This window comes from Erythrobacter sp. AP23 (assembly GCF_001542855.1).
GTDB lineage: Bacteria > Pseudomonadota > Alphaproteobacteria > Sphingomonadales > Sphingomonadaceae > Qipengyuania.
This window is the reverse complement of sequence record NZ_LNBY01000017.1, coordinates 441,217-461,463: the sequence shown is the minus strand read 5'-3', so window position 1 is coordinate 461,463 and position 20,247 is coordinate 441,217. Positions and strand designations below refer to the sequence as shown.

At 64.5% G+C, this 20,247-nt stretch carries 17 protein-coding genes and 1 tRNA gene; 14 read left to right on the top strand and 4 right to left on the bottom strand.

Features of this window, described 5'->3' with window-relative positions; translation table 11 throughout:
• The first annotated feature begins 1 nt into the window (after position 1).
• The 10 genes from ASS64_RS12110 to ASS64_RS12065 all read left to right on the top strand — a co-directional run bounded on the left by ASS64_RS12110 (position 2) and on the right by ASS64_RS12065 (position 9,843).
• Entirely contained in the window at positions 2-1,123 is a 1,122-nt protein-coding gene (locus tag ASS64_RS12110; RefSeq protein WP_067695249.1) for an NAD(P)/FAD-dependent oxidoreductase, read from the top strand.
• A 110-nt stretch (positions 1,124-1,233) separates the two neighbouring features.
• Positions 1,234-2,847 carry a wax ester/triacylglycerol synthase family O-acyltransferase gene (locus ASS64_RS12105; protein WP_083508340.1) on the top strand — a complete coding sequence of 538 codons (1,614 nt, stop codon included), beginning with the start codon at positions 1,234-1,236 and terminating at the stop codon, positions 2,845-2,847.
• Positions 2,844-3,623, top strand: coding sequence for a triacylglycerol lipase (locus ASS64_RS12100; protein WP_067694732.1), 780 nt, complete (start codon positions 2,844-2,846; stop codon positions 3,621-3,623). Before ASS64_RS12105 ends, ASS64_RS12100 begins: the two co-directional genes overlap by 4 nt.
• 124 nt (positions 3,624-3,747) lie before the next feature.
• Positions 3,748-3,993, top strand: a complete 246-nt coding sequence (gene infA / locus ASS64_RS12095) for a translation initiation factor IF-1 (RefSeq protein ID WP_007163491.1) — start codon at positions 3,748-3,750, stop codon at positions 3,991-3,993.
• 6 nt (positions 3,994-3,999) lie between these two features.
• Positions 4,000-4,575: a nucleoside triphosphate pyrophosphatase gene (locus tag ASS64_RS12090; RefSeq protein ID WP_067694730.1), complete on the top strand. Its 576-nt coding sequence runs from the start codon at positions 4,000-4,002 to the stop codon at positions 4,573-4,575.
• Positions 4,568-5,548: a ribonuclease E/G gene (locus ASS64_RS12085; RefSeq protein ID WP_067694726.1), complete on the top strand. Its 981-nt coding sequence runs from the start codon at positions 4,568-4,570 to the stop codon at positions 5,546-5,548. The genes ASS64_RS12090 and ASS64_RS12085 overlap by 8 nt, the downstream gene beginning before the upstream one ends.
• Positions 5,538-5,729, top strand: a complete 192-nt coding sequence (gene yacG / locus ASS64_RS12080; protein ID WP_067694724.1) for a DNA gyrase inhibitor YacG — start codon at positions 5,538-5,540, stop codon at positions 5,727-5,729. The genes ASS64_RS12085 and yacG overlap by 11 nt, the downstream gene beginning before the upstream one ends.
• A 90-nt stretch (positions 5,730-5,819) precedes the next feature.
• Positions 5,820-5,894, top strand: a tRNA-Phe gene (locus ASS64_RS12075).
• 175 nt (positions 5,895-6,069) lie between these two features.
• The gene (gene purC, locus ASS64_RS12070) at positions 6,070-6,873 is read left to right on the top strand and encodes a phosphoribosylaminoimidazolesuccinocarboxamide synthase (protein WP_067694721.1); all 804 of its coding nucleotides are present in this window, start codon (positions 6,070-6,072) and stop codon (positions 6,871-6,873) included.
• Between the two features lie 99 nt (positions 6,874-6,972).
• Positions 6,973-9,843, top strand: coding sequence for a pitrilysin family protein (locus tag ASS64_RS12065; protein ID WP_157075178.1), 2,871 nt, complete (start codon positions 6,973-6,975; stop codon positions 9,841-9,843).
• Positions 9,844-9,906: 63 nt separating this feature from the next.
• Here ASS64_RS12065 and ASS64_RS12060 read toward each other — a convergent pair whose 3' ends face one another.
• Positions 9,907-12,159 carry a TonB-dependent receptor gene (locus ASS64_RS12060; protein WP_067694716.1) on the bottom strand — a complete coding sequence of 751 codons (2,253 nt, stop codon included), beginning with the start codon at positions 12,157-12,159 and terminating at the stop codon, positions 9,907-9,909.
• 269 nt (positions 12,160-12,428) lie between these two features.
• On the opposite strand from ASS64_RS12060, the gene purS reads away from it, so the two are divergent.
• Together purS and purQ are read left to right on the top strand one after the other, a co-directional pair.
• The gene (gene purS / locus ASS64_RS12055; RefSeq protein ID WP_067694712.1) at positions 12,429-12,662 is read left to right on the top strand and encodes a phosphoribosylformylglycinamidine synthase subunit PurS; all 234 of its coding nucleotides are present in this window, start codon (positions 12,429-12,431) and stop codon (positions 12,660-12,662) included.
• Positions 12,662-13,339: a phosphoribosylformylglycinamidine synthase subunit PurQ gene (gene purQ / locus ASS64_RS12050; protein WP_067694710.1), complete on the top strand. Its 678-nt coding sequence runs from the start codon at positions 12,662-12,664 to the stop codon at positions 13,337-13,339. The genes purS and purQ overlap by 1 nt, the downstream gene beginning before the upstream one ends.
• Here purQ and ASS64_RS12045 read toward each other — a convergent pair whose 3' ends face one another.
• Positions 13,340-15,706 (bottom strand): bifunctional diguanylate cyclase/phosphodiesterase, encoded by a 2,367-nt coding sequence (locus ASS64_RS12045; protein ID WP_067694707.1) that lies wholly within the window; start codon positions 15,704-15,706, stop codon positions 13,340-13,342.
• A gap of 89 nt (positions 15,707-15,795) precedes the next feature.
• Positions 15,796-17,619, bottom strand: coding sequence for a glutamine--fructose-6-phosphate transaminase (isomerizing) (gene glmS / locus ASS64_RS12040; RefSeq protein WP_067694704.1), 1,824 nt, complete (start codon positions 17,617-17,619; stop codon positions 15,796-15,798).
• Positions 17,620-17,877: 258 nt separating this feature from the next.
• Here glmS and ASS64_RS12035 point away from each other — a divergent pair, with 258 nt between their 5' ends.
• Positions 17,878-19,407 (top strand): CpaF family protein, encoded by a 1,530-nt coding sequence (locus ASS64_RS12035; RefSeq protein ID WP_083508339.1) that lies wholly within the window; start codon positions 17,878-17,880, stop codon positions 19,405-19,407.
• Positions 19,408-19,632: 225 nt separating this feature from the next.
• Here the strand turns inward: ASS64_RS12035 and ASS64_RS12030 are convergent, their stop codons facing one another.
• The gene (locus ASS64_RS12030) at positions 19,633-19,863 is read right to left on the bottom strand and encodes a hypothetical protein (protein ID WP_067694699.1); all 231 of its coding nucleotides are present in this window, start codon (positions 19,861-19,863) and stop codon (positions 19,633-19,635) included.
• 116 nt (positions 19,864-19,979) lie between these two features.
• Here ASS64_RS12030 and ASS64_RS17065 point away from each other — a divergent pair, with 116 nt between their 5' ends.
• The gene (locus ASS64_RS17065; RefSeq protein ID WP_157075177.1) at positions 19,980-20,108 is read left to right on the top strand and encodes an entericidin A/B family lipoprotein; all 129 of its coding nucleotides are present in this window, start codon (positions 19,980-19,982) and stop codon (positions 20,106-20,108) included.
• Positions 20,109-20,247: the final 139 nt, after the last annotated feature.

Sequence of the window (20,247 nt, the reverse complement as noted above, 5' to 3'; positions counted from 1 at the left end):
GATGTGCGCCGCGCGCGCCGGCCAGCGGGGCAAGCGCGTGCTGGTGCTCGAACGCGCCGAGAAGCCGGGCAAGAAGATCCTCATTTCGGGCGGCGGGCGGTGCAATTTCACCAATATCGGCGCGGGCCCCGCCAGTTACCTGTCGAGCAATCCGCATTTCGCCAAGTCGGCGCTGGCGCGCTACACCGCGCGCGATTTCCTCGATCTGGTCGAGAGTTACGGGATCGCGTGGCACGAGAAGACGCTGGGCCAGCTGTTCTGCGACGGGTCTGCGAAACAGATCGTCGCCATGCTGCTGGAGGAATGCGCCAAGGGCGACGTGACCGTCCGCTGCGCCGAGGAGGTCGCTTCGGTCGAGCATGGCCATGGCATCGCCGTGACCACGCAGACGGGCACCTACACCGCCCCTGCCCTCGTCATCGCCACGGGTGGTCCCTCGATCCCCAAGATGGGCGCGACCGGCTTCGCCTACGACCTTGCCCGCCAGTTCGGCCTCAAGGTGGTCGAGCCGCGCCCCGCGCTGGTCCCGCTGACGCTGGGCGGAGAGGAGGTGCTGTTCCGCGATATCTCGGGTGTGTCCGCTCCCGTGGTCACGACTGCCGGCAAGATCCGCTTTGCCGAAGCCGCGCTCTTCACCCACCGCGGGCTGTCCGGCCCGGCGATCCTGCAGGCGAGCTCCTATTGGCGCCCGGGCGAGCCACTGTTCGTCGATTTCGTGCCCGATCGCAGCACCGAGTGGCTGCTCGATGCCAAGCGCGACACCCCGCGGGCCGGTTTCAAATCGCTGCTGCGCGATGCCCTCCCCGCGCGGCTGGCCGATATCCTCGCGGACAAGCTCGGCCTCGAAGGCGACCTCGGCAACCTCCCCGACAAGGCGCTGCGCGCGGCGGGCGAGCGGCTCAAGCGCTGGACCTTCCACCCCAACGGCACCGAGGGCTTCGCCAAGGCGGAAGTGACCGTGGGCGGGATCGCCACCACCGAACTCTCCTCCAAGACCATGGAAACCAAGCGCATTCCGGGCCTTTACGCCATCGGCGAGGCGGTCGACGTGACCGGCTGGCTGGGCGGTTACAACTTCCAATGGGCCTGGGCCAGCGGCGTGGCGGCGGGCGACGCCTTGTGAGCGTTCTCCGCTAGGGAAGGCCTTGACGGGCACGGCAAGTTGACGGGGGACCGCTAGCTGCTAGCCTCTCCTTTCGCACTCGCAAAAGCGGGGCATGCAAGGGGAACAGGATGCAGCAGCTCCAAGGCATGGATGCGAGCTTTGTCGCGCTGGAAACGCGTAACTCGCCGATGCATATCGGGTCGATCCTGATCTACAATCCGGCAACCGCCCCAGGCGGCTTCGTCCGGTTCAAGGATATCCTCGCCTTCTTCGAAAGCCGGTTGCAGCTGTCCAAGACCATGCGCCAACGCATGGTGCGCGTGCCCTTCGACCTCGATTATCCCTATTGGATCGAGGACCCCGATTTCGATCTCGAATACCACGTGCGACACGTCGCCCTGCCCGCGCCGGGCGACTGGCGGCAATTGTGCATCCAGGCGGCGCGCATCTTCGCCCGCCCGCTCGATCTCGAACGCCCGCCGTGGGAATTCACCGTGGTCGAAGGGCTCGACAATGTCGAAGGCGTGCCCAAGGGCAGCTACGCCTATATCACCAAGGTCCATCACGCCGCGATCGACGGGATGAGCGGGATCGACCTGATGGAGGCGACGCATACGCTTTCGCCCGACGAGCCGCCGCCACCCGGCCCCGACGAGTGGAAACCCGAAAAGGTGCCCAACCCGGTCGAGCTGCTTGGCAAGAGCTATTTCAATGCGATCACCAATCCGCTGAAGCAGCTCGAAGTCGCCGCCAAGGCCGCGCCGGGTCTCGCCAAGGCGTTGAAGGGCCTCGCGGCGAAGGAATTCGACGTCTCGACCGAGATGATCGCGCCCAAGACACGCTTCAATCGCAAGATCAGCCCGCACCGCGTGGTCGAAGGCGTCAGCGTCCCGCTTGCCGATATCAAGGCGATCCGCACTGCGCATGAGGGGGCGAAGGTCAACGATGTCTTCCTGACGATCATCGGCGGCGCGATGCGCCGCTATCTCGATAGCAAGGGCGAACTGCCAAGGAAGTCGCTCACCGCCATGGCGCCGATCTCGGTCCGCTCGAAGGGCGAGAAGAATGCGATGGGCAACCAGGTTGCCGCGATGATCGCGCCGCTGGGCACGCATATCGCCGACCCGCTCGAACGCCTCGCATATGTCAACAACCGCACGACCAATTCCAAGACGATGACCGACGCCATGGGCGCGCGCAACATGACCGAGATGAGCAAGGTCAGCCCGGCGCTGTGGATGAGCCTCGGCGCGCAGCTCTACACCCGCCTCAGCCTCGCCAATCGCGGGGTCGGCCCGATCTTCACCACGGTGGTGACCAATGTGCCCGGCCCGCCGGTGCCGATCTATTCGGCCGGCGCGCGGCTGGAAAGCATGATGGGGCTGATTTGCCTGACCGACGGCATGGGCCTCGCGCATGTGGTGCAGAGCTATACCGAGGAAGCGACCATCGCCTTCACCGCCGACCGCGAGATGATGGACGATCCCGAATTCTACGCAGACTGCATTCGCGAAAGCTTCGAGGAATTGCGCGATGCTGCCGCCAAGGAGACCGGCACATCGGCGAAGAAACCTGCACCGAAGAAGCGCACAACCAAGACGAGAGGGAAGAAGCCCGCCGCCAAGAAGCGGGTAGCGCCCAAGAAAAAGCCCGCAGAACCGGTCAAAGGGGGCACCAAGACCTCCGGCGCGCGTTCCAAGCCCAAGGCTGCCCATCCCCTGAAAGGTCCGACCACAGAATGACGACACAAGCAATCGAAGCCCGCCCGCCCAGCCGCCTGCTGACGCTGGCCGAACCGGGACGCGCGATGGGCGAACTGGCCAGTTTCTACGCGCTGCGCCCGCTGCTGTCCGGCCTGCCGCGCGGCGACGGACATGGCGTGCTGGTGCTGCCCGGCTTCATGGCCTCGGATTATTCGACCCGGCCGCTGCGTTCGCTGCTGTCGGACCTCGGCTATGACGCGGTCGGCTGGAACCTGGGCCGCAACGTCCGCGTCGACAACGCCCGTATCGAAGCGATGATGGGCTGCGTCGAGGAGCTTAACGATCGCACCGGGAGCAAAGTCTCGATCGTCGGCTGGAGCCTGGGCGGCGTGTTCGCGCGCGAACTGGCCAAAATGGCGCCCGAGAAGGTGCGCGGCGTGATCAGCCTCGGCTCGCCGATCAGCGACGACCGCGGCCACACCAATGCAAGGCGGCTGTTCGAATACCTCAATGGCGAGGAGCCCGAACCGATGCAGGACGGCAATTTCCGCCAGCTGGCCGAGGCCCCGCCGGTGCCCACCACCTCGATCCTCACTCGGACCGATGGCGTGGTTCATTGGCGCGGATCGGTGCAATGCGGCGACCATGCCGAATGCGAGAACATCGAAGTGCTGGCAAGTCACTGCGGCCTCGGCGTGAATCCGGCGGCGGTCTATGCCATCGCCGACCGGCTGGCGCAGGCGGAAGGCACATGGAAACCGTTCCGCGCGTCCGGGCTGGCGAGCCTGTTCTTCCCCCGCCGCGCGCTGCACTGACGGCCTGAATCGCCTTTCCGGCCCTGACCGGGCGAGCGGAAACGCGCCGAGGCTTCCCTTTTGCCCCCTTCACCGCTAAAGGGCGCGGCTCTTACTGCACAAGCGAACGGACACGACACACTACATGGCGAAAGAAGAACTTCTCGAAATGCGCGGGCGCGTGGTGGAATTGCTGCCCAATGCGATGTTCCGCGTCGAGCTCGAGAACGGCCATGAAGTGCTCGGCCACACCGCCGGCAAGATGCGCAAGAACCGCATCCGCGTGTTGGTCGGCGACGAAGTGCTGTGCGAACTGACGCCCTACGATCTGACCAAGGCGCGCATCACCTACCGCTTCATGCCCGGTCGCGGCGGCCCCGGCCCGCAATAAGCGCAGGTGGGCCAGCCCACACTCATCCTGGCATCGGCAAGTCCCCGCAGGCGCGAGCTTATCGCGCGCCTCGGCGTGACGCCGGCTGCCATCGCGCCAGCCGATATCGACGAGACGCCCCATAAAGGCGAACTGCCGCGCGATTATGCCAGGCGCATGGCGCGCGAGAAGGCGGAAGCAGCGGCGAGCGATGACGGACACGTGCTGGCAGGCGATACGGTAGTCGCTGCAGGACGCCGTATCCTGCCCAAGGCCGAGGACGAGGCGACTGCGCGCCGGTGCCTCGAATTGCTTTCCGGCCGCCGCCACCGTGTCCTTTCGGCCATTGCGCTGCGCGCGCCCGACGGTACGATCCGCGAGCGGCTGAGCGAGACGGTGGTGATCTTCAAGCGGCTCTCGGCGCAGGAAATCGACGCCTATATCGCCAGTGGCGAATGGCGCGGCAAGGCAGGCGGATACGCCATTCAGGGCATCGCCGAAGGGCTCATCAGCCGCATCCAGGGCAGCCATTCGGGCGTCGTCGGTCTGCCGCTCTACGAAACGCGCGCGCTGCTCAAGGCAGCGGGGTTCGCAATTGCCTGACCCGGCGCCCGAGTGGCTCGTCGAGCACGGCATCGGCGAGAGCCGGGCCCTGCTGGTCGAGGGAGCCGAGGTGCTCGCCGCGAAACTGCGGTGGCGGGGCGACCTTCCGGCCGGCAGCCGCACTACCGGGCTTCTCGTTTCCAAGCCCAAGGGCCGCACGCGCGGGCTCGCCCGGCTCGATAACGGCACCGAAGTGATGGTCGATCGCATCCCCGAACGCATGACCGAGGGCAGCCCCGTACCGATCCAAATCACCCGCGCTGCAATCGCCGAGCGCGGCCGCTTCAAGCGCGCGCAGGGCCGCATTCTCGACCTCCGCGAGGATGATTCGACCCACACGGACAACATTTTCGTGAGCGCGGATTGCGTCCGCCGCCTGCCTGCCGGAGAGTGGGAAGACATCTGGCACGCGGCATCCTCGGGCGCGATGGAGTTTCCCGGCGGCTCGCTGCTGTTCTCCGTCACGCCCGCGATGACGCTGATCGACATCGACGGCGACCTTTCACCGCGCGAGCTGGCGCTGGCCGCGGTCCCCGCCATCGCGCGCTGGCTCCCGCTGTTCGATCTGGGCGGGTCGATCGGAATCGATTTTCCCACGCTGCAAGCGAAGGCCGACCGCAAGGCGGTGGACGCAGCGCTGGAGGAAGCGCTCGCCGGCTTCCCCCACGAGCGCACCGCGATGAACGGTTTCGGCTTCGTCCAGATCGTCGCGCGGCTCGAAGGTCCATCGCTCCTCCACCGATTCGCCACCTCGCGCGTCGGCATGGCCGCACGCATGGCGCTGCGCCGCGCGGAAATGGTCGAGGGGCCGGGCCTGACGCTGCTGACGGTGCATCCCGCGCTCAAGGCCAAGCTCAAGCCCGAGTGGCTCGCCGAACTCGAACGCCGCACCGCGCGCGCCGTGCGGGTAGAAACCGACCCGGGACTTGCGATAGAGGCGGCCACCGCCCAGATCGTCCCGCATGACGACTAAACCCGCCCGACCCTGCCCGATCTGCAAGAAACCGCGCAGCAAGGAGCACGCCCCGTTCTGCTCCAGCCGCTGCCGCGACCGCGACCTGTCGCAATGGTTCGGCGATGGCTATGCGGTGCCGGGGCGCCCCGCCCTGCCCGAGGAGATCGCGGCCGAAGTCACGGGCGGCAAGGAAGACTGAATTTGCCCCTTGCCAAGGCGCGCCAGCTTCGCCATAGGCGCGCTCTCATTGCTCGCGGGGCGGCCAACGCCCCTCTTGCCGAAGCAGTGTGCCCGGGTAGCTCAGTGGTAGAGCAGACGACTGAAAATCGTCGTGTCGGTGGTTCGACTCCGCCCCTGGGCACCACTTCGCTACCCGAGCCCGTCCCGATAGACTGACGACCGACATACGCCGCCAGCAGCGCAATTGCGTTTGTCGCGTCGCTTCTGTATGCGCACTGGCATTCGCCCCGGCAGTCGCAATCGCCAGTCGATTCCGTCGCCGGGGCGCAAGTCTTTGAAGCGCTAAGGAATGCACGCCCATGGCACGTCGCCGCCAGATCTACGAAGGCAAGGCCAAGATACTCTACGAAGGTCCCGAACCGGGCACGATCATCCAGTATTTCAAGGATGACGCGACCGCCTTCAACGCCGAGAAGAAGGGCACGATCAACGGCAAGGGCGTGATCAACAATCGCATCAGCGAGTATGTCTTCACGCGCCTGTCGCACATCGGCATCCCGACGCATTTCATCCGCCGTCTCAACATGCGCGAGCAGCTCGTCCGGCAGGTCGAGATCATCCCGCTGGAAGTGGTGGTGCGCAACGTCGCGGCCGGTTCGCTCAGCAAGCGCCTCGGCATCGAGGAAGGCGAGCTGCTGCCGCACACGCTGATCGAATATTGCCTCAAGGACGATTCACTCGGCGACCCCAAGGTCTCCGAAGAGGAAATCGCCTGCTTCAACTGGTGCAGCCATGAAGAGCTGCAGGACATGTCGTCGATGGCGATCCGCATCAACGATTTCCTGTGCGGCATGTTCAGCGCGATCGACATCCGCCTGATCGACTTCAAGCTGGAATTCGGCCGCATATGGGACGGCGATTACAGCCGCGTCATCCTGGCCGACGAGATCAGCCCCGATGGCTGCCGCCTGTGGGACATCAACACCGGTGAAAAGCTCGACAAGGACCGCTTCCGCCGCGACATGGGCGGCGAGAGCGAAGCCTATCAGGAAGTCGCGCGCCGGCTCGGCCTGTTGCAGAACGACGACAGCGGCCCGGGCGAAGTGCTGGATATGAATGCGCACCGCGGACGGCTGCGGACGCCGTCGAAGCCCAAGAAGTAGCTCGGACGCCTCGGCGAAACGCGGAAAGCTTGGATTCAGGCCGCGTGCGGCATAGCTTGGAGTCTATCCGGCCCCCGCGCCGCAACCGAACAGGTGTCCGTGTCCGTTTCCCGTGCCCGCCGCATGCTCGCGGCGCTCCCGCTTATCGCCCTCGCGCAGCCGCTTGCCGCTGAAGACGCGCCGGCCATCGTGCAGGCCGCAACCGTCCAGGCGGTTACCGGCTGGGGCCATCCGGTCTATGACATAGCCCCCGATCCGGCGGTGCGGTTCGGCGTGCTCGACAATGGCCTGCGTTATGCGATCCTGCGCAATGGCACGCCCAGGGATACCGCCGTCATCCGCTTCGGCTTCGATGTCGGCTGGATCGACGAGAGCGAAGGCGAATTGGGCCTTGCGCACATGCTCGAGCACATGGCCTTCAACGGTTCGCGCAACGTGCCCGAAGGCGAGATGATCAAGCTGCTCGAACGGCTGGGTCTTGCCTTCGGGGCGGATACTAACGCCTCGACCGGGTTCGAGGACACGATCTACAAACTCGACCTGCCGCGCACCGACATGGAGCTGCTCGACACGGCGCTCATGCTGATGCGCGAGACCGCGAGCGAGCTGACCATCGCCGACGATGCGGTGGATCGCGAACGCGGGATCATCCAGTCCGAAACGCGCACCCGCAACAATTTCACCATCCGCCGCTACAAGCATTATTTCGACTTCGTCGCGCCGGAAACGCGTTACGCGGCGCGCTTCCGCGCCGACGGCACCGATACGATCATCGATACCGCTCCCGGCCGGGCGCTGCGCGATCTCTACCGCCGCTTCTATCGCCCCGACAATGCGGCGCTGGTGGTGGTGGGCGATGTCGACCCCGACACGATCGAGGCGAAGATCCGCGAGCGGTTCGGCGATTGGGCGGTGCCGTCGACGCCCCGGGTCGAGGTCGCGAAGGGCAATGTCGACCTGGCGCGCGGCCCGGCGGCAGCCAATTTCGTCGATCCCGATGTGCAGCACATGGTCGTGATCGATCGCTTTGCGCCCTATCTCGAGCGCAAGCCGACTATCGCGGAAAACGATCGGTCCCGCCTGGTCGCGCTCGGCACCGCGATCCTCAATCGCCGTCTGCAGAGGATCGCCAACTCCGCCGATGCGCCGATCATAAGCGGAGGCGCCTCGGCCTCCGACTTCTTCGACATCCAGCGCCGGGCTCAGTTGCAGCTCCAGGCGCGCGAGGGCGAATGGGAGCGCGCGCTCGCAATCGGCGAGCAGGAGTGGCGCCGCGCGGTCGAACACGGTTTTACCGAGGCGGAACTGGCCGAACAGCTCGCCAATTTCGAACAGCGCTATCGCGATGCGGCCAACCAGCAGGACACGCGGCGCAACCGCCAGCTCGCCGAGGGCATCCTCTCGACCGCGCGGCGCGAGCGCATCTTCGTGAGCCCGCAAACGACTTACGAGCTGTTCCTCGCCCAGAAGCCGGCAATCACGGTCGAAGCGGTCTCGCAAGCCTTCGCCCGGCACTATGCCCTGTCGGACCCGCTGATCCATGTTTCGACAAAACAGGCCATTCCTGGCGCGCAGGAGACCATCCTGAAGGCCTGGCGAAGCTCCTCGGCACAATCCGTGGATCCGCCGGAAGACCGGAGCGGACTGGCCTTCGCCTATGGCGAATTCGGCACGCCCTCGCCCGTCGTCGCGGACACGACGATCGACGATCTCGGCGTCAGAACCATCCGCTTCGGAAATAATGTTCGATTGAACTTGAAGTTTACTGCCCATGAGAAGGGCCGGCTGCGCTATGCGATCCGTATCGGGTCCGGTCAGCTCGCCCTGCCCGCGACACAAATGGGCCAGGCCGCTTTCCTCTCCACGGTCAGCGCGCTCGGCGGGCTGGGCGAGCATGGCTATGACGAATTGCGCCAGATCCTTGCCGGGCGCCGCCTGACCTACGGGTTCGATGCGGGCGAGGACAAGTTCATCGTGCGCGGCAGCGGCACCATGGCCGATCTGCCGCTGCAGATGCAACTCAGCGCCGCCTATTTCAGCGATCCGGGGCTCAGATCCGAAATGCTGACGCGCTGGCAGGCGATCCTGCCGCCCTATCTCGCGCAGCTCGATGCGACGCCCCAGGCGGTTGCACGCGCGCAGGTGGCGCGGATCGTCACGGATGGCAATCCGCGCTTCGGGATCCCCTCCGAAGAAGAGCTGGCCGCAGTGACCCTTGCCGAAGCACGCCGACTGGTCGCCGACCAATTCGCCGCCGCCCCGATCGAAATCTCCGTCGTCGGCGATTTCGACAGCGAGGCGGTGGTCGCCGCGGTCGGATCGTCCTTCGGCGCGCTGCCCGCCCGGGCCGAGGCGCTCGACGATTGGGAGAGCGAACGCCTCGCGCGGTTCACATCCGACCGCGGCGAGCGCGTGCTGACCCATGCCGGGGCCCCCGACCAGGCGCTCGCCATGACCTTCTGGCCGACCACCGACGACGACGATGCGCAAGAAGAGGCGACCATGCAGCTCCTCGCCACGGTGATGCGGCTTGAAATGCTCGATCGCATCCGCGAGGAACTGGGAGCATCCTACTCGCCCGGTGCGAACTCGGGCATGTCGCATATCTATCGCGATTTCGGGACGTTTTCGACCTCTGCGGTGGTCGCGCCCGGCGAGGCGGACGAAGTCTTCGCAGTGGTCGATGCGATCGCCACGGAATTCCGCGCCGGCCCGATCGATGCCGACCTGCTCGAACGCGCACGCACGCCCCTGCTGGAGAAGATCGCGCTGAGCCGCCGCGAGAATGGCTGGTGGCTGGGTGCGATCGACGAGGCACAATTGCGCGCCGACCGGCTCGACCGCGTCCGCAGCTACGAGGACCGCATCCGCGCGGTCACGCCCGCGATGTTGCAGGACGCCGCGCGGCGCTATCTCGACCCCGCCGAGGCGCTAAAGATCCGCATTCTGCACGAAAGCCTCGTGCCCTGACCATACGAAAAGGGCCGGGAGGATCGCTCCCCCCGGCCCCTTGTCTCAACCCTTCGATCGCGCTCAATAGTTGAGGCGTGCCGAGATACCGAACACGCGCGGATCGTTGACGAAGGCGGTGTTGTTGTTGAAGTCGATGGCCCCCTTAACATTGTCCGCATCGGTGATGTTGCGGACGAACGCGGCCACTTCGAACAGGCCGTCGTTGCGGGCATAACCGATGCGCAGGCCGCCTTCGATCTGGTTGTTCGCGTTGAACTCGAGGCTTTCGTAGATCAGGAAGTTGGTCGCCCCCTGATAGGTCCAGTCGGTGAAGACGAAGACCTCGCCGGCATCGCTCACCGGGAAGGCATAACGCGCGGTCACGTCTGCGATCCATTCGGGAGCGTTGGGGAACGGGTTGCCGTCCACCAGTGCGCGGGTAGTGCCCGAGAGCACGACTGTCGGGTCGGTCACGGTACACTGCGCGCAGATGCCCACCGCCAGCGTGTCGTCCTGGATCTTGGTGTCGTTCCAGCTCACGCCGGCAGTGATCAGGAAATCGGGCGTCACCTGGAATGCGCTGTCGAGCTCGAAGCCGAGGCCGCGACCCTTGTCGGCATTGACCAGCTGCACGAGGTTGCCCGCGCCGCCCACTGCGGTGAACTGGGGGTCCTCGATCGTGTAGTAATACACCGCGCCGTTGAGGCGGATGCTGCGGCCGGCGAATTCCGACTTGAAGCCCGCTTCGTAGCTCATGATCTTTTCCGACGTCGCTACCGAAGGCGGCGAACCGAAGGCCACGTCGCGGCCCTGGATGGTCGGCGCGCGGAACCCGTTGGCCAGACGCGCATAGACGCTGGCCTCGTCGCTGACGTCGAGAAAGGCCGACAGATCCCAGCTCAGGCGATCGTCCTCGACGCTACGGAACTGTGCGCCCGGGCCCGAGGCGAACGAGGGCGAGACGACGGCGAACTGCTTCTCGTCGTCCGTCCAGCGCAGGCCGCCCGTGAGCTTGAGCACATCGCTCGCCCGTGCGGAAACCTGGCCGAAGACCGCCCAGGCGTCATTGGTATGACGCACGGTGACCGGCGGCGGGAAGGGAAAGCCGGCGGTGGTCACGTCGAAATCGCTCTCGAACACGAACATGCCGACCTGCCAGTCGATCGTGCCACCCGGGTTCGAGGCGAGCCGAACTTCATGGGTGAGCTGATCGAGGTCGATCGAGTCCTGCGTGTCCGATTCAAACAGAATTAAGCCCGGGCCGGTTTCGATTATGTTGCCATTGGCATCCCGTCGGATAAATCCTCCATCGATATCGCCGCGGCTGGAGCCTTCGCTTTCGGCATAGGCGGTGATGCTGGTCAGCGTCGCGAAATCGGCTTCGTAGTCGAGACGGAAGCTGGCGATGAGGGCATCGTAGTCGGCAGGATTGCCGCCCCCCGCGTCGTAGAACACGGTGTCGCGGTCGTAATTGGCGTTGAGGTCGTTGTTGCGCGGACCGAGGATATTGGCCCGGAACGGCGTCGAGGTGGCGTCGAGATCGCGGAAGGCGATGGTGCCGAGCATCGACAGGCGGCTGTCGGGCGTGATCAACAGCTGGGCACGACCGGCAAGCTCGTCGAACCCGCCGATGAAATCGTCTTCGCCGGTGAAGCCGTTGTCGATCCAGTTGTCGCGATGCTGGTAAAGGCCCGACAGGCGCAGCGAAGCGACACCGGGAGCGATCGGTACGGTCACGCCGCCGTCCATCGACAGCGAGTTGAAGCTGCCATAGCTGGCCGAAAACTGCGCGGTGAATTCGTCGCCCGGCCTGGCGGTATCGATTTTGACGATCCCGGCGGGCGTGTTGCGGCCGAACAGAGTGCCCTGCGGTCCGCGCAGGACTTCGATCCGCTCGACATCGAAGATCGGGAAGGACTTGAGCGTGACATTCTCGAGCACGATCTCGTCCATGACGACCGAAACCGGCTGCGAGGCGGCAAGATCGAAATCGGTGTTGCCGAGGCCGCGAATGTAGAAGCGCGGGGCGGCGCGACCGTTCGAGCTTTCGACGAACAGGCCGGGGACGCGCGCGGCGAGCGCGGTCACTTCGGCGCCGGCATCGAAGATCGTCTTGACCGTGCCGGCATCGAGAGTGGCGGCCGAAACGGCGACGTCCTGGAGGTTCTCTTCACGCCGGTTGGCGGTCACGATGATGGTGTTGAGCTGGCCGTCGGCCGCTTCTTCGGCACCGGTTGCGGCTGCGTCCTGCGCCAGCACGGGTTGCGCGGCAAAGGCCGCCAAAGCGAGAGTGCTGGCACCGAGAAGACGGGCAGCGGTGGAGCGGATGGTCATTTGGGGAGAGTTCCTGCTTGAGCACGCGCATGTCGGAGCGGGCATTTGGAGGGAAGCGGCGTCATCGCCGTGCGATCCCGATAGCAGCTTGCGCGCCCAAGTGGGGGAACGACGCGGCGCCGTGCGGCAGAATCATTACAATTGTTGCAATCCCGCTACAGCCGTGACTCATATGTCACTTGCCCGACCGCTGCGGAACGAACTGCGCGAGGCGCTTGAATGCGCGCGGCGGCTGCGCCATAGGCGCGCCAAACGAAAGGCCTCAACGCATGAAGATCCGCGTCCATGTCTCGCTCAAGCCCGGAGTCCTCGATCCGCAAGGCCGGGCCGTCCATCATGCGCTCGAGGGGCTCGGCTTTTCGGGGGTCGAGGATGTTCGCGTGGGTCGGCTGATCGAACTCGACGTCGCCGACGACACCGGCGACGCGGCGCTCGACGAGATGTGCGAGAAGCTGCTCGCCAACACGGTTATCGAGAATTATCGCATCGAGAAGGTCGGCTGATGGCTTTCCGCGCCGCCGTCATCACTTTTCCCGGTTCGAACTGCGACCGCGACATGGCGGTGGCGATCGAGAAGGTATCGGGCATCGCACCGATCCGCGTGTGGCACGGCGATGCGCACTTGCCGGAGGATCTCGACTTCATCGCGCTGCCTGGCGGTTTTTCCTACGGCGACTATCTGCGCTCGGGCGCAATGGCGGCGAACAGCCCGATCATGCGCAGCGTGAAGCGCAGGGCCGAGCGCGGCGTGCCGGTCCTGGGCGTGTGCAACGGCTTCCAGGTGCTGACGGAGGCCGGATTGCTGCCCGGTGCGCTGATGCGCAATGCCAGCCAGAATTTCATCTGCCGAACTGTTGCTCTATCGGTGGAGAACAACCAGTCGCTGTTTACCGCAGGCTATGACAGCGGCCAGACGATCGACATTCCCGTGGCCCACCACGACGGCAATTATTTTGCCGACGACAACACGCTAGACCGGCTCGAAGGCGATGGGCGCGTGGCCTTCCGCTATGTCGAGAATTGCAATGGCTCGCGCCGCGATATCGCCGGCGTCCTCAATGCGGCGGGCAATGTGCTCGGAATGATGCCGCACCCCGAGCGTGCGGTCGATCCGGCGCATGGCGGAACCGACGGTCTCGCCCTTTTCGAAAACGCGATAAAGGCTTTGGCCGAAGCCTGATCAGGCGCGGGCCAGCCGCTGTTCCATCGCCCTGCGAGCAAACAATCCGCAGACATCCTCCGCGGGCATCGGGCGACCGAAATGGAAGCCCTGGATCTTCGTGCAGCCCATTCCGCGGATCATCGCCGCTTCCTCCTCGTTCTCCACGCCCTCGGCGGTGGTGGTCATGTCGAGGCTGTCGGCCATGGCTATGACCGCGCGGATAATGGCGATCGATTCGGGGCTGTGCTGCGCCGCGCCCTGGACGAATGTGCGGTCGATCTTGATGGTCGAGAATTTCAGCTTGCGCAGGTAGCCGAGCGAAGAATAGCCGGTGCCGAAATCGTCGAGCGCGACCGAACAGCCCAGCGCCATGCACTGTTCGAGCGCCTTGCGGGCCACGCTGGCGTCGCGCATGAAGATGCTCTCGGTCACTTCGATCTCGAGCCGTTTGGGTTCGAGCCGGCTATGCGACAGTGCACGCACGACGGTAGCGGCGAAATCGGGCTCGAGCAGCTGCTCGGGCGAAACGTTGACGTTGACCTTGACGTGCTCGGGCCAGTTCTCGGCCGCCTCGCGGCACGCTTCCTGGAGGACCCAGGTACCGATCGGCACGATCAGCCGCGTGTCCTCGGCCAGCGGGATGAACTTGCCGGGACTGACAAAACCGTGTTCGGCGCTGTTCCAGCGGGCCAGTGCCTCGAAACTGACGATATCTTCGGTCTTGGCATTCACCACCGGCTGGAAATGCAGGAGGAATTCGTCGCGATCGAGCGCATGGCGCAGGGCATGCTCGAGCTGGCGCTTCTCTTCTGCATTGGCGTGCAAGGCCGGCTCGTATTCGCGGTGCGTTCCGCCGCCTTCGTCTTTGGCGCGATAGAGCGCGAGGTCGGAGTTGCGCAGTAGCTCTTCGACCGTACTCCCATCGCGCGGCCCCATTGCCGAGCCAACGCTGGCACCGACATAGAGGACGTGGTTTTCGATCTCGTATGGTTCCGACAAACGCTCGATAATGGCGCGAGCCAGAAGTTCGATCCTGCCCTTGTGCGGCGCGTCGCGGATGACGACGGCGAACTCGTCCCCGCCGAGCCTGCCGCAAATCTCGCCTTCCTGGATCAGACCCCTGAGGCGGGCTGCGACCTCGGCGAGCATCTGGTCGCCGACCAGATGGCCGAGCGAATCATTGACCGCCTTGAACCGGTCGAGGTCGATCATCAGGAAAGCGCAGCGCGAGCGCCACTTGGCGGCATATTGCAGGGCATCGCCCAACGCTTCGTTGAGCATCCGCCGGTTGGGCAATTGCGTGAGCGTATCGTAGCGCGCCAGATATTCGATCTTTTCCGATGACTTGCGCTGCTCGGTAACGTCCGAGCCGACGCCGCGGAAACCCTGATAATTGCCGAGTTCGTCGACGATCGGCGTACCCGAAAGCTCCCACCAGCGGTCTTCTCCGTCGATCGAGACCTTCACACTGAGGTTGGAAAAGTTTTCTTTGCGCTTCAGCTTTTCGGCCAGCTCATGCAGGCTCGGCGGAAATTGGCCGCTTTCCCAACCATCGCCCGAAATCAGCTGGAGGAAGGACTGCCCTTCGGTTTCTGCGGGTTCCTTGCCAAGAGCGAAGGCGAAACGGGGCGATACGGCTTTCAGTCGGCGCCTGGTATCGACCTGCCACAACCAGTCGGCCTGGCCTTCCTCGAATTCGCGCAGCAGCATGGAAACCACTTCGCTCTGTTCCTGCGATGCGGATTCGGCGAGACGCGCCGTCACGGCCACTCGCGCGCTTTCGACCACGCCGAAGCTGGCAAGCAAGGTGGTCACAAGGACTATCGCTGCCAGGGTGAATTGCAGTGTCACCAGGCTGGCTACCAGGCCGCCAATGCCGGCGGCCACCGTAAAGGCAATGGTGCTGAGCGGCGCGCTGAAACGGCTGGCGCTGCTGCCCACGACCAGCATGGCGATCGCGGCCCAGACCAGAACCATCGCGGCGGCATCGGCCACGAGCGCCGAAGCTATCACGCCGAGGGACCAAACCGCGCCCTTGGCTGCGCTGGTGACGGCATGCGATTTCACTTCCGCGAGCGAGATCGGACGCCTGTCCGCATCGCCGAGCCTGATGTCGCCCCGCGCGGAATACACTACGGTGACGAGCAGGCCGATCCCCCATACCACAAGCACGGGGATCGGAACTGTGCGATAAAGCGTCGCAGCTATCAGTGCGAAACCGACCAGATGCAGCCCGAAGCGCGCCACGACGCGATCCTTGAGCACGGCATATTGCTGGCCATGGACGACCGCCCAATCGGTGCCCTCGGGCGCTTCAAGCCCGATGACCTGCCGTATCGACAGCGGCGTCGCTCCTGCGTCCGCGGATGGGGTCTGCTCGCTCACACGCGTAGGGTTAACCGCAAAGGGTTATCTCCGGGTAAAGACCCGATACACCAATTGTTACAGTCGGTTGTCCGCCTTGCGACGCTAAGTCATTCCACCGTAACGGATTTTGCCAGGTTGCGCGGCTGGTCGACATCCGTGCCTTTGACGCAGGCTACGTGATAAGCGAGCAATTGGACCGGGATGGCATAGACCAGCGGTGCGATCAGCGGGTGGACACGCGGCATTTCGATGGTCGCCAGGCAGCCCTCGCCGGCTTCTTGCAGACCCTGCGCATCGGAAATCAGCACGATCTTCCCGCCGCGGGCGCGTACCTCTTCCATGTTGGATACGGTCTTCTCGAAGAGCGGCCCGGACGGCGCGAGGACGATCACCGGCACATCGTCGTCGATCAGCGCGATGGGGCCATGCTTCATCTCGCCGCTGGCATAGCCTTCTGCATGGATATAGCTGATTTCCTTGAGCTTGAGCGCACCCTCCAGCGCCAGCGGGAAATCCGGACCCCGGCCGAGATAGAGCACGTCGCGTGCCGGGGCGATGAGATGCGCCATGCTGGCGATATCCTCGTCATGATCGAGCGCGGCATTGAGGCAGGCGGGCGCCTCGAGCAGATGTGCCACAACGTCCTGCTCCTCCTCATGGCTCATCAGGCCTTTCTTGACCGCCATATGCGCGGCCAGCGCGGCCAGCACCGCCAGCTGGCAGGTGAAGGCCTTGGTCGAAGCGACACCGATCTCTGGCCCGGCATGGGTCGGAAGCATCAGGTCCGCCTCGCGCGCCATCGAGCTCGTCGGCACGTTGACGATCACACCGATCGTCTGGTCGTTTTCCTTGCAATGCCGCAGCGCCGCGAGCGTATCCGCAGTCTCCCCGCTTTGCGAGATGAACAGCGCAAGGCCGCCTTCTTCCAGCACCGGCTCGCGATAGCGAAACTCCGACGCCACATCGATATCGACCGGTACACGCGCGAACTGTTCGAACCAGTATTTCGCCACCATGCCCGCATAGAACGAGGTACCGCAGGCGACGATCGTGATGCGCTTGATGCTGGAAATATCGAAATCAAACTGCGGTAGGGCCACCGCATTGTCCGACCGGCGCAGGTAGGAGCCGAGCGTCTGCGCGACCACGGTCGGCTGCTCGAAAATCTCCTTCTGCATGAAGTGGCGGTAATTGCCCTTCTCGACCGCCGCCGCCGAAGCTCCCGAAGCGCGGACTTCACGCTCGACCTGCTCGTTCTCGGCATCGTAAATGGTCGCGCCCTCGCGCGTGACGACCACCCAGTCGCCTTCCTCGAGATAGCTGATCTGCTGGGTCAGCGGCGCCAGCGCCAGCGCGTCCGAACCGATATAGGTCTCGCCCTTGCCATAGCCGACCACCAGCGGCGAGCCGCGCCGCGCTCCGATCAGCAGGTCGGGATGGTCGCGGAAGGCGATCGCCAGCGCGAAGGCACCGCGCAGGCGCGGCAGGACATCGGCCACCGCCTCTTGCGGGCTTGCGCCCTCTTCCACACGGCGCGAGACGAGGTGGGCGACCACTTCGCTGTCGGTATCGCTTTCCAACGTCCGCCCGGCCTCGCGCAATTCGGCGCGCAATTCCTTGAAATTCTCGATGATCCCATTGTGGACCAGCGCCACGTGATCGGTCGCATGCGGATGCGCGTTGGTGGCCGTGGGCGCGCCATGCGTGGCCCAGCGAGTGTGTGCGATACCGATCTCGCCCGGAGCGGGATTGTCGGCGAGTTCGGCGACGAGATTGTTGAGCTTGCCTTCGGCGCGCCGACGAACAAGCCGACCGTCGTGCAGTGTGCAGATCCCGGCGCTGTCATAGCCGCGGTACTCCATGCGGCGCAGGCCGTCGACGAGGCGATCTGCGACCGGCTGAGCACCGACGATACCGATAATTCCACACATGAACCGACTTCTCCAAATAGCTGATCGCGCCGAGACTTAGCCGTTATTCGGAAGCAATCAATCGGTCCACCGGAAAGGCCGCTCCGGAGCCTGGAAAATCGCACGGTTCCAGGCCGTGGTCGGCAGCGTTCAGTGCCCTCGGCCATTAGGGAAAAATCAAGGTTTCCTTTCTATTCACCACGCCTAGAGAGACGGGCTTTGCCGTAGGTTCGCAAAGGCTGACTGGATCAAACTTGAGTTTCCTCGGGGGTTACCGGAATGAGCGCATTCGGACGGAAGAACGGACCGGCAGGCATGAGCGCCGGTGCCCGTCCGCAGTTCGGTGTCGCCAAGCCCATGCGTGGCGGCACGCCCACCCCCGCGCAATCGCGTAACGATGGCGACAAGGGCGGCGAGCAATTCCCGCCGCTGCCCGAAACCGACTCGCCTTCCGCTCCGACCGGCGCCGCCATGAACGGCGACGCAATGTCGCGGCTCGAAGAGCGCATGAATTCCACTCATTCGAACCAGAGCGAAGTCGGCGGGTTCGAAGCGAGCATCCACAAGATCAAGGAACAGGTGCTTCCGCGCCTGCTCGAACGCGTCGACCCCGAAGCCGCGGCCACGCTGTCGAAAGACGAGCTGTCGGAAGAATTCCGTCCGATCATCATGGAAGTGCTGGCCGAGCTCAAGGTCACGCTCAACCGCCGCGAACAGTTCGCGCTCGAGAAGGTTCTCGTCGACGAACTGCTCGGCTTCGGCCCGCTCGAAGAATTGCTCAACGATCCCGATGTGTCGGACATAATGGTGAACGGCCCCGACCAGACCTACATCGAAAAGAAGGGCAAGCTGGTCATCGCGCCGATCAAGTTCCGCGACGAGACCCATCTTTTCCAGATCGCCCAGCGCATCGTGAACCAGGTCGGCCGCCGCGTCGATCAGACCACGCCGCTGGCCGACGCGCGCCTCAAGGACGGCTCACGTGTGAACGTGATCGTGCCGCCGCTTTCGCTGCGCGGCACTGCGATCTCTATTCGTAAGTTCTCCGAAAAGCCGATCACCTTGGACATGCTCAAGGACTTCGGTTCGATGAGCGAGAAGATGTGTACCGCGCTCAAGATCGCGGGCGCATGCCGGATGAACATCGTCATTTCGGGCGGTACGGGTTCGGGTAAAACGACCATGCTCAACGCCCTGTCGAAGATGATCGACCCGGGCGAGCGCGTGCTGACCATCGAGGACGCGGCCGAACTTCGCCTGCAGCAACCGCACTGGTTGCCGCTCGAAACGCGTCCGCCGAACCTCGAAGGCCAGGGCGCGATCACCATCGGCGACCTCGTGAAGAACGCCCTGCGTATGCGCCCAGATCGCATCATCCTGGGTGAGATTCGCGGCGCGGAGTGTTTCGACCTCCTCGCCGCCATGAACACCGGTCACGACGGGTCGATGTGTACGCTGCACGCGAACAGTCCGCGCGAGTGCCTCGGCCGTATGGAAAACATGATTCTGATGGGCGACATCAAGATCCCGAAGGAAGCCATCTCGCGCCAGATTGCGGAATCGGTCGACCTGATCGTTCAGGTGAAGCGCCTGCGCGACGGTTCGCGCCGCACCACCAACATCACCGAGGTGATCGGGATGGAAGGCGACGTGATCGTGACGCAGGAACTGTTCAAGTTCGAATATCTCGAAGAGAGCGAAGACGGGAAGATCATGGGCGAGTTCCGCTCATCGGGTCTGCGCCCGTATACGCTCGAAAAGGCGCGTCAGTTCGGCTTCGACCAGGCCTATCTCGAAGCCTGTCTCTAGGATCGCGCCGGGCGGCGTCGAGTCCATACAATCAAGCAAGGCTCAGATCTCCTATACCTCCGCAAGAGGCAGGACGACTCGATGTTGGACAAAATTCTCTTTCCGAAGGCTACGAAGGCCAAGCGCGAGCAACGACAGCGCAGTTGTGATCGCGAAAGGCATTTCGAAGCGCTTTACATGCAGAGCTTCACCGAAATGCGCGCACGCAGCCACAAGAATTGAGCGCTAGCCCTTGATGATCCCCGGAATCGCGACGGCCAGCAATCCGCCACCAATCACCGCGAAGACCAGGAAGAGCCCGGTCCACGGCATCCAGCCCACCCGGTTGATCTGCGCGCGCTTCAGCCGGCGCCGCTCCATCGCCATGCAGACCAGCGCGGCAAGCAGGAACGCGCCGCCCCAATAGGCGACCAGTTCGGCATCGCTGGCGAAACGCAGGAAATCGGGTTCGAACACGGCCCGGCCATATGGGTGCCGCGCCCCTCCAGCGCAACAAGCCGGGGAACCGGGGGCCCATGCCTCCGTTGTCGTATCGGAAACCCGGACGGGGTACCTTTTGGGAAGGACCGACGATGATCAAGAAAATCCTGCTCGCACTCGGCATTACCTCGATGACGCTGACCGCAGCCGCCTGCAACACCGTGCGCGGTGTCGGCAGCGACCTGCAATCGGCCGCCAATGCGGTCGACGAGGAAACCTGAGGCACTCGCACAAGCGAAAGCGAAACGCCCGCCCTCACCCGGCGGGCGTTTTCTTGTGTGCGCTGGGAGCTTGCGCGGCGACCGCGGATGGTTTCGCTTGTTTGGGGGGAACGGACATTCCGCTTTCAGTTTGTTGACG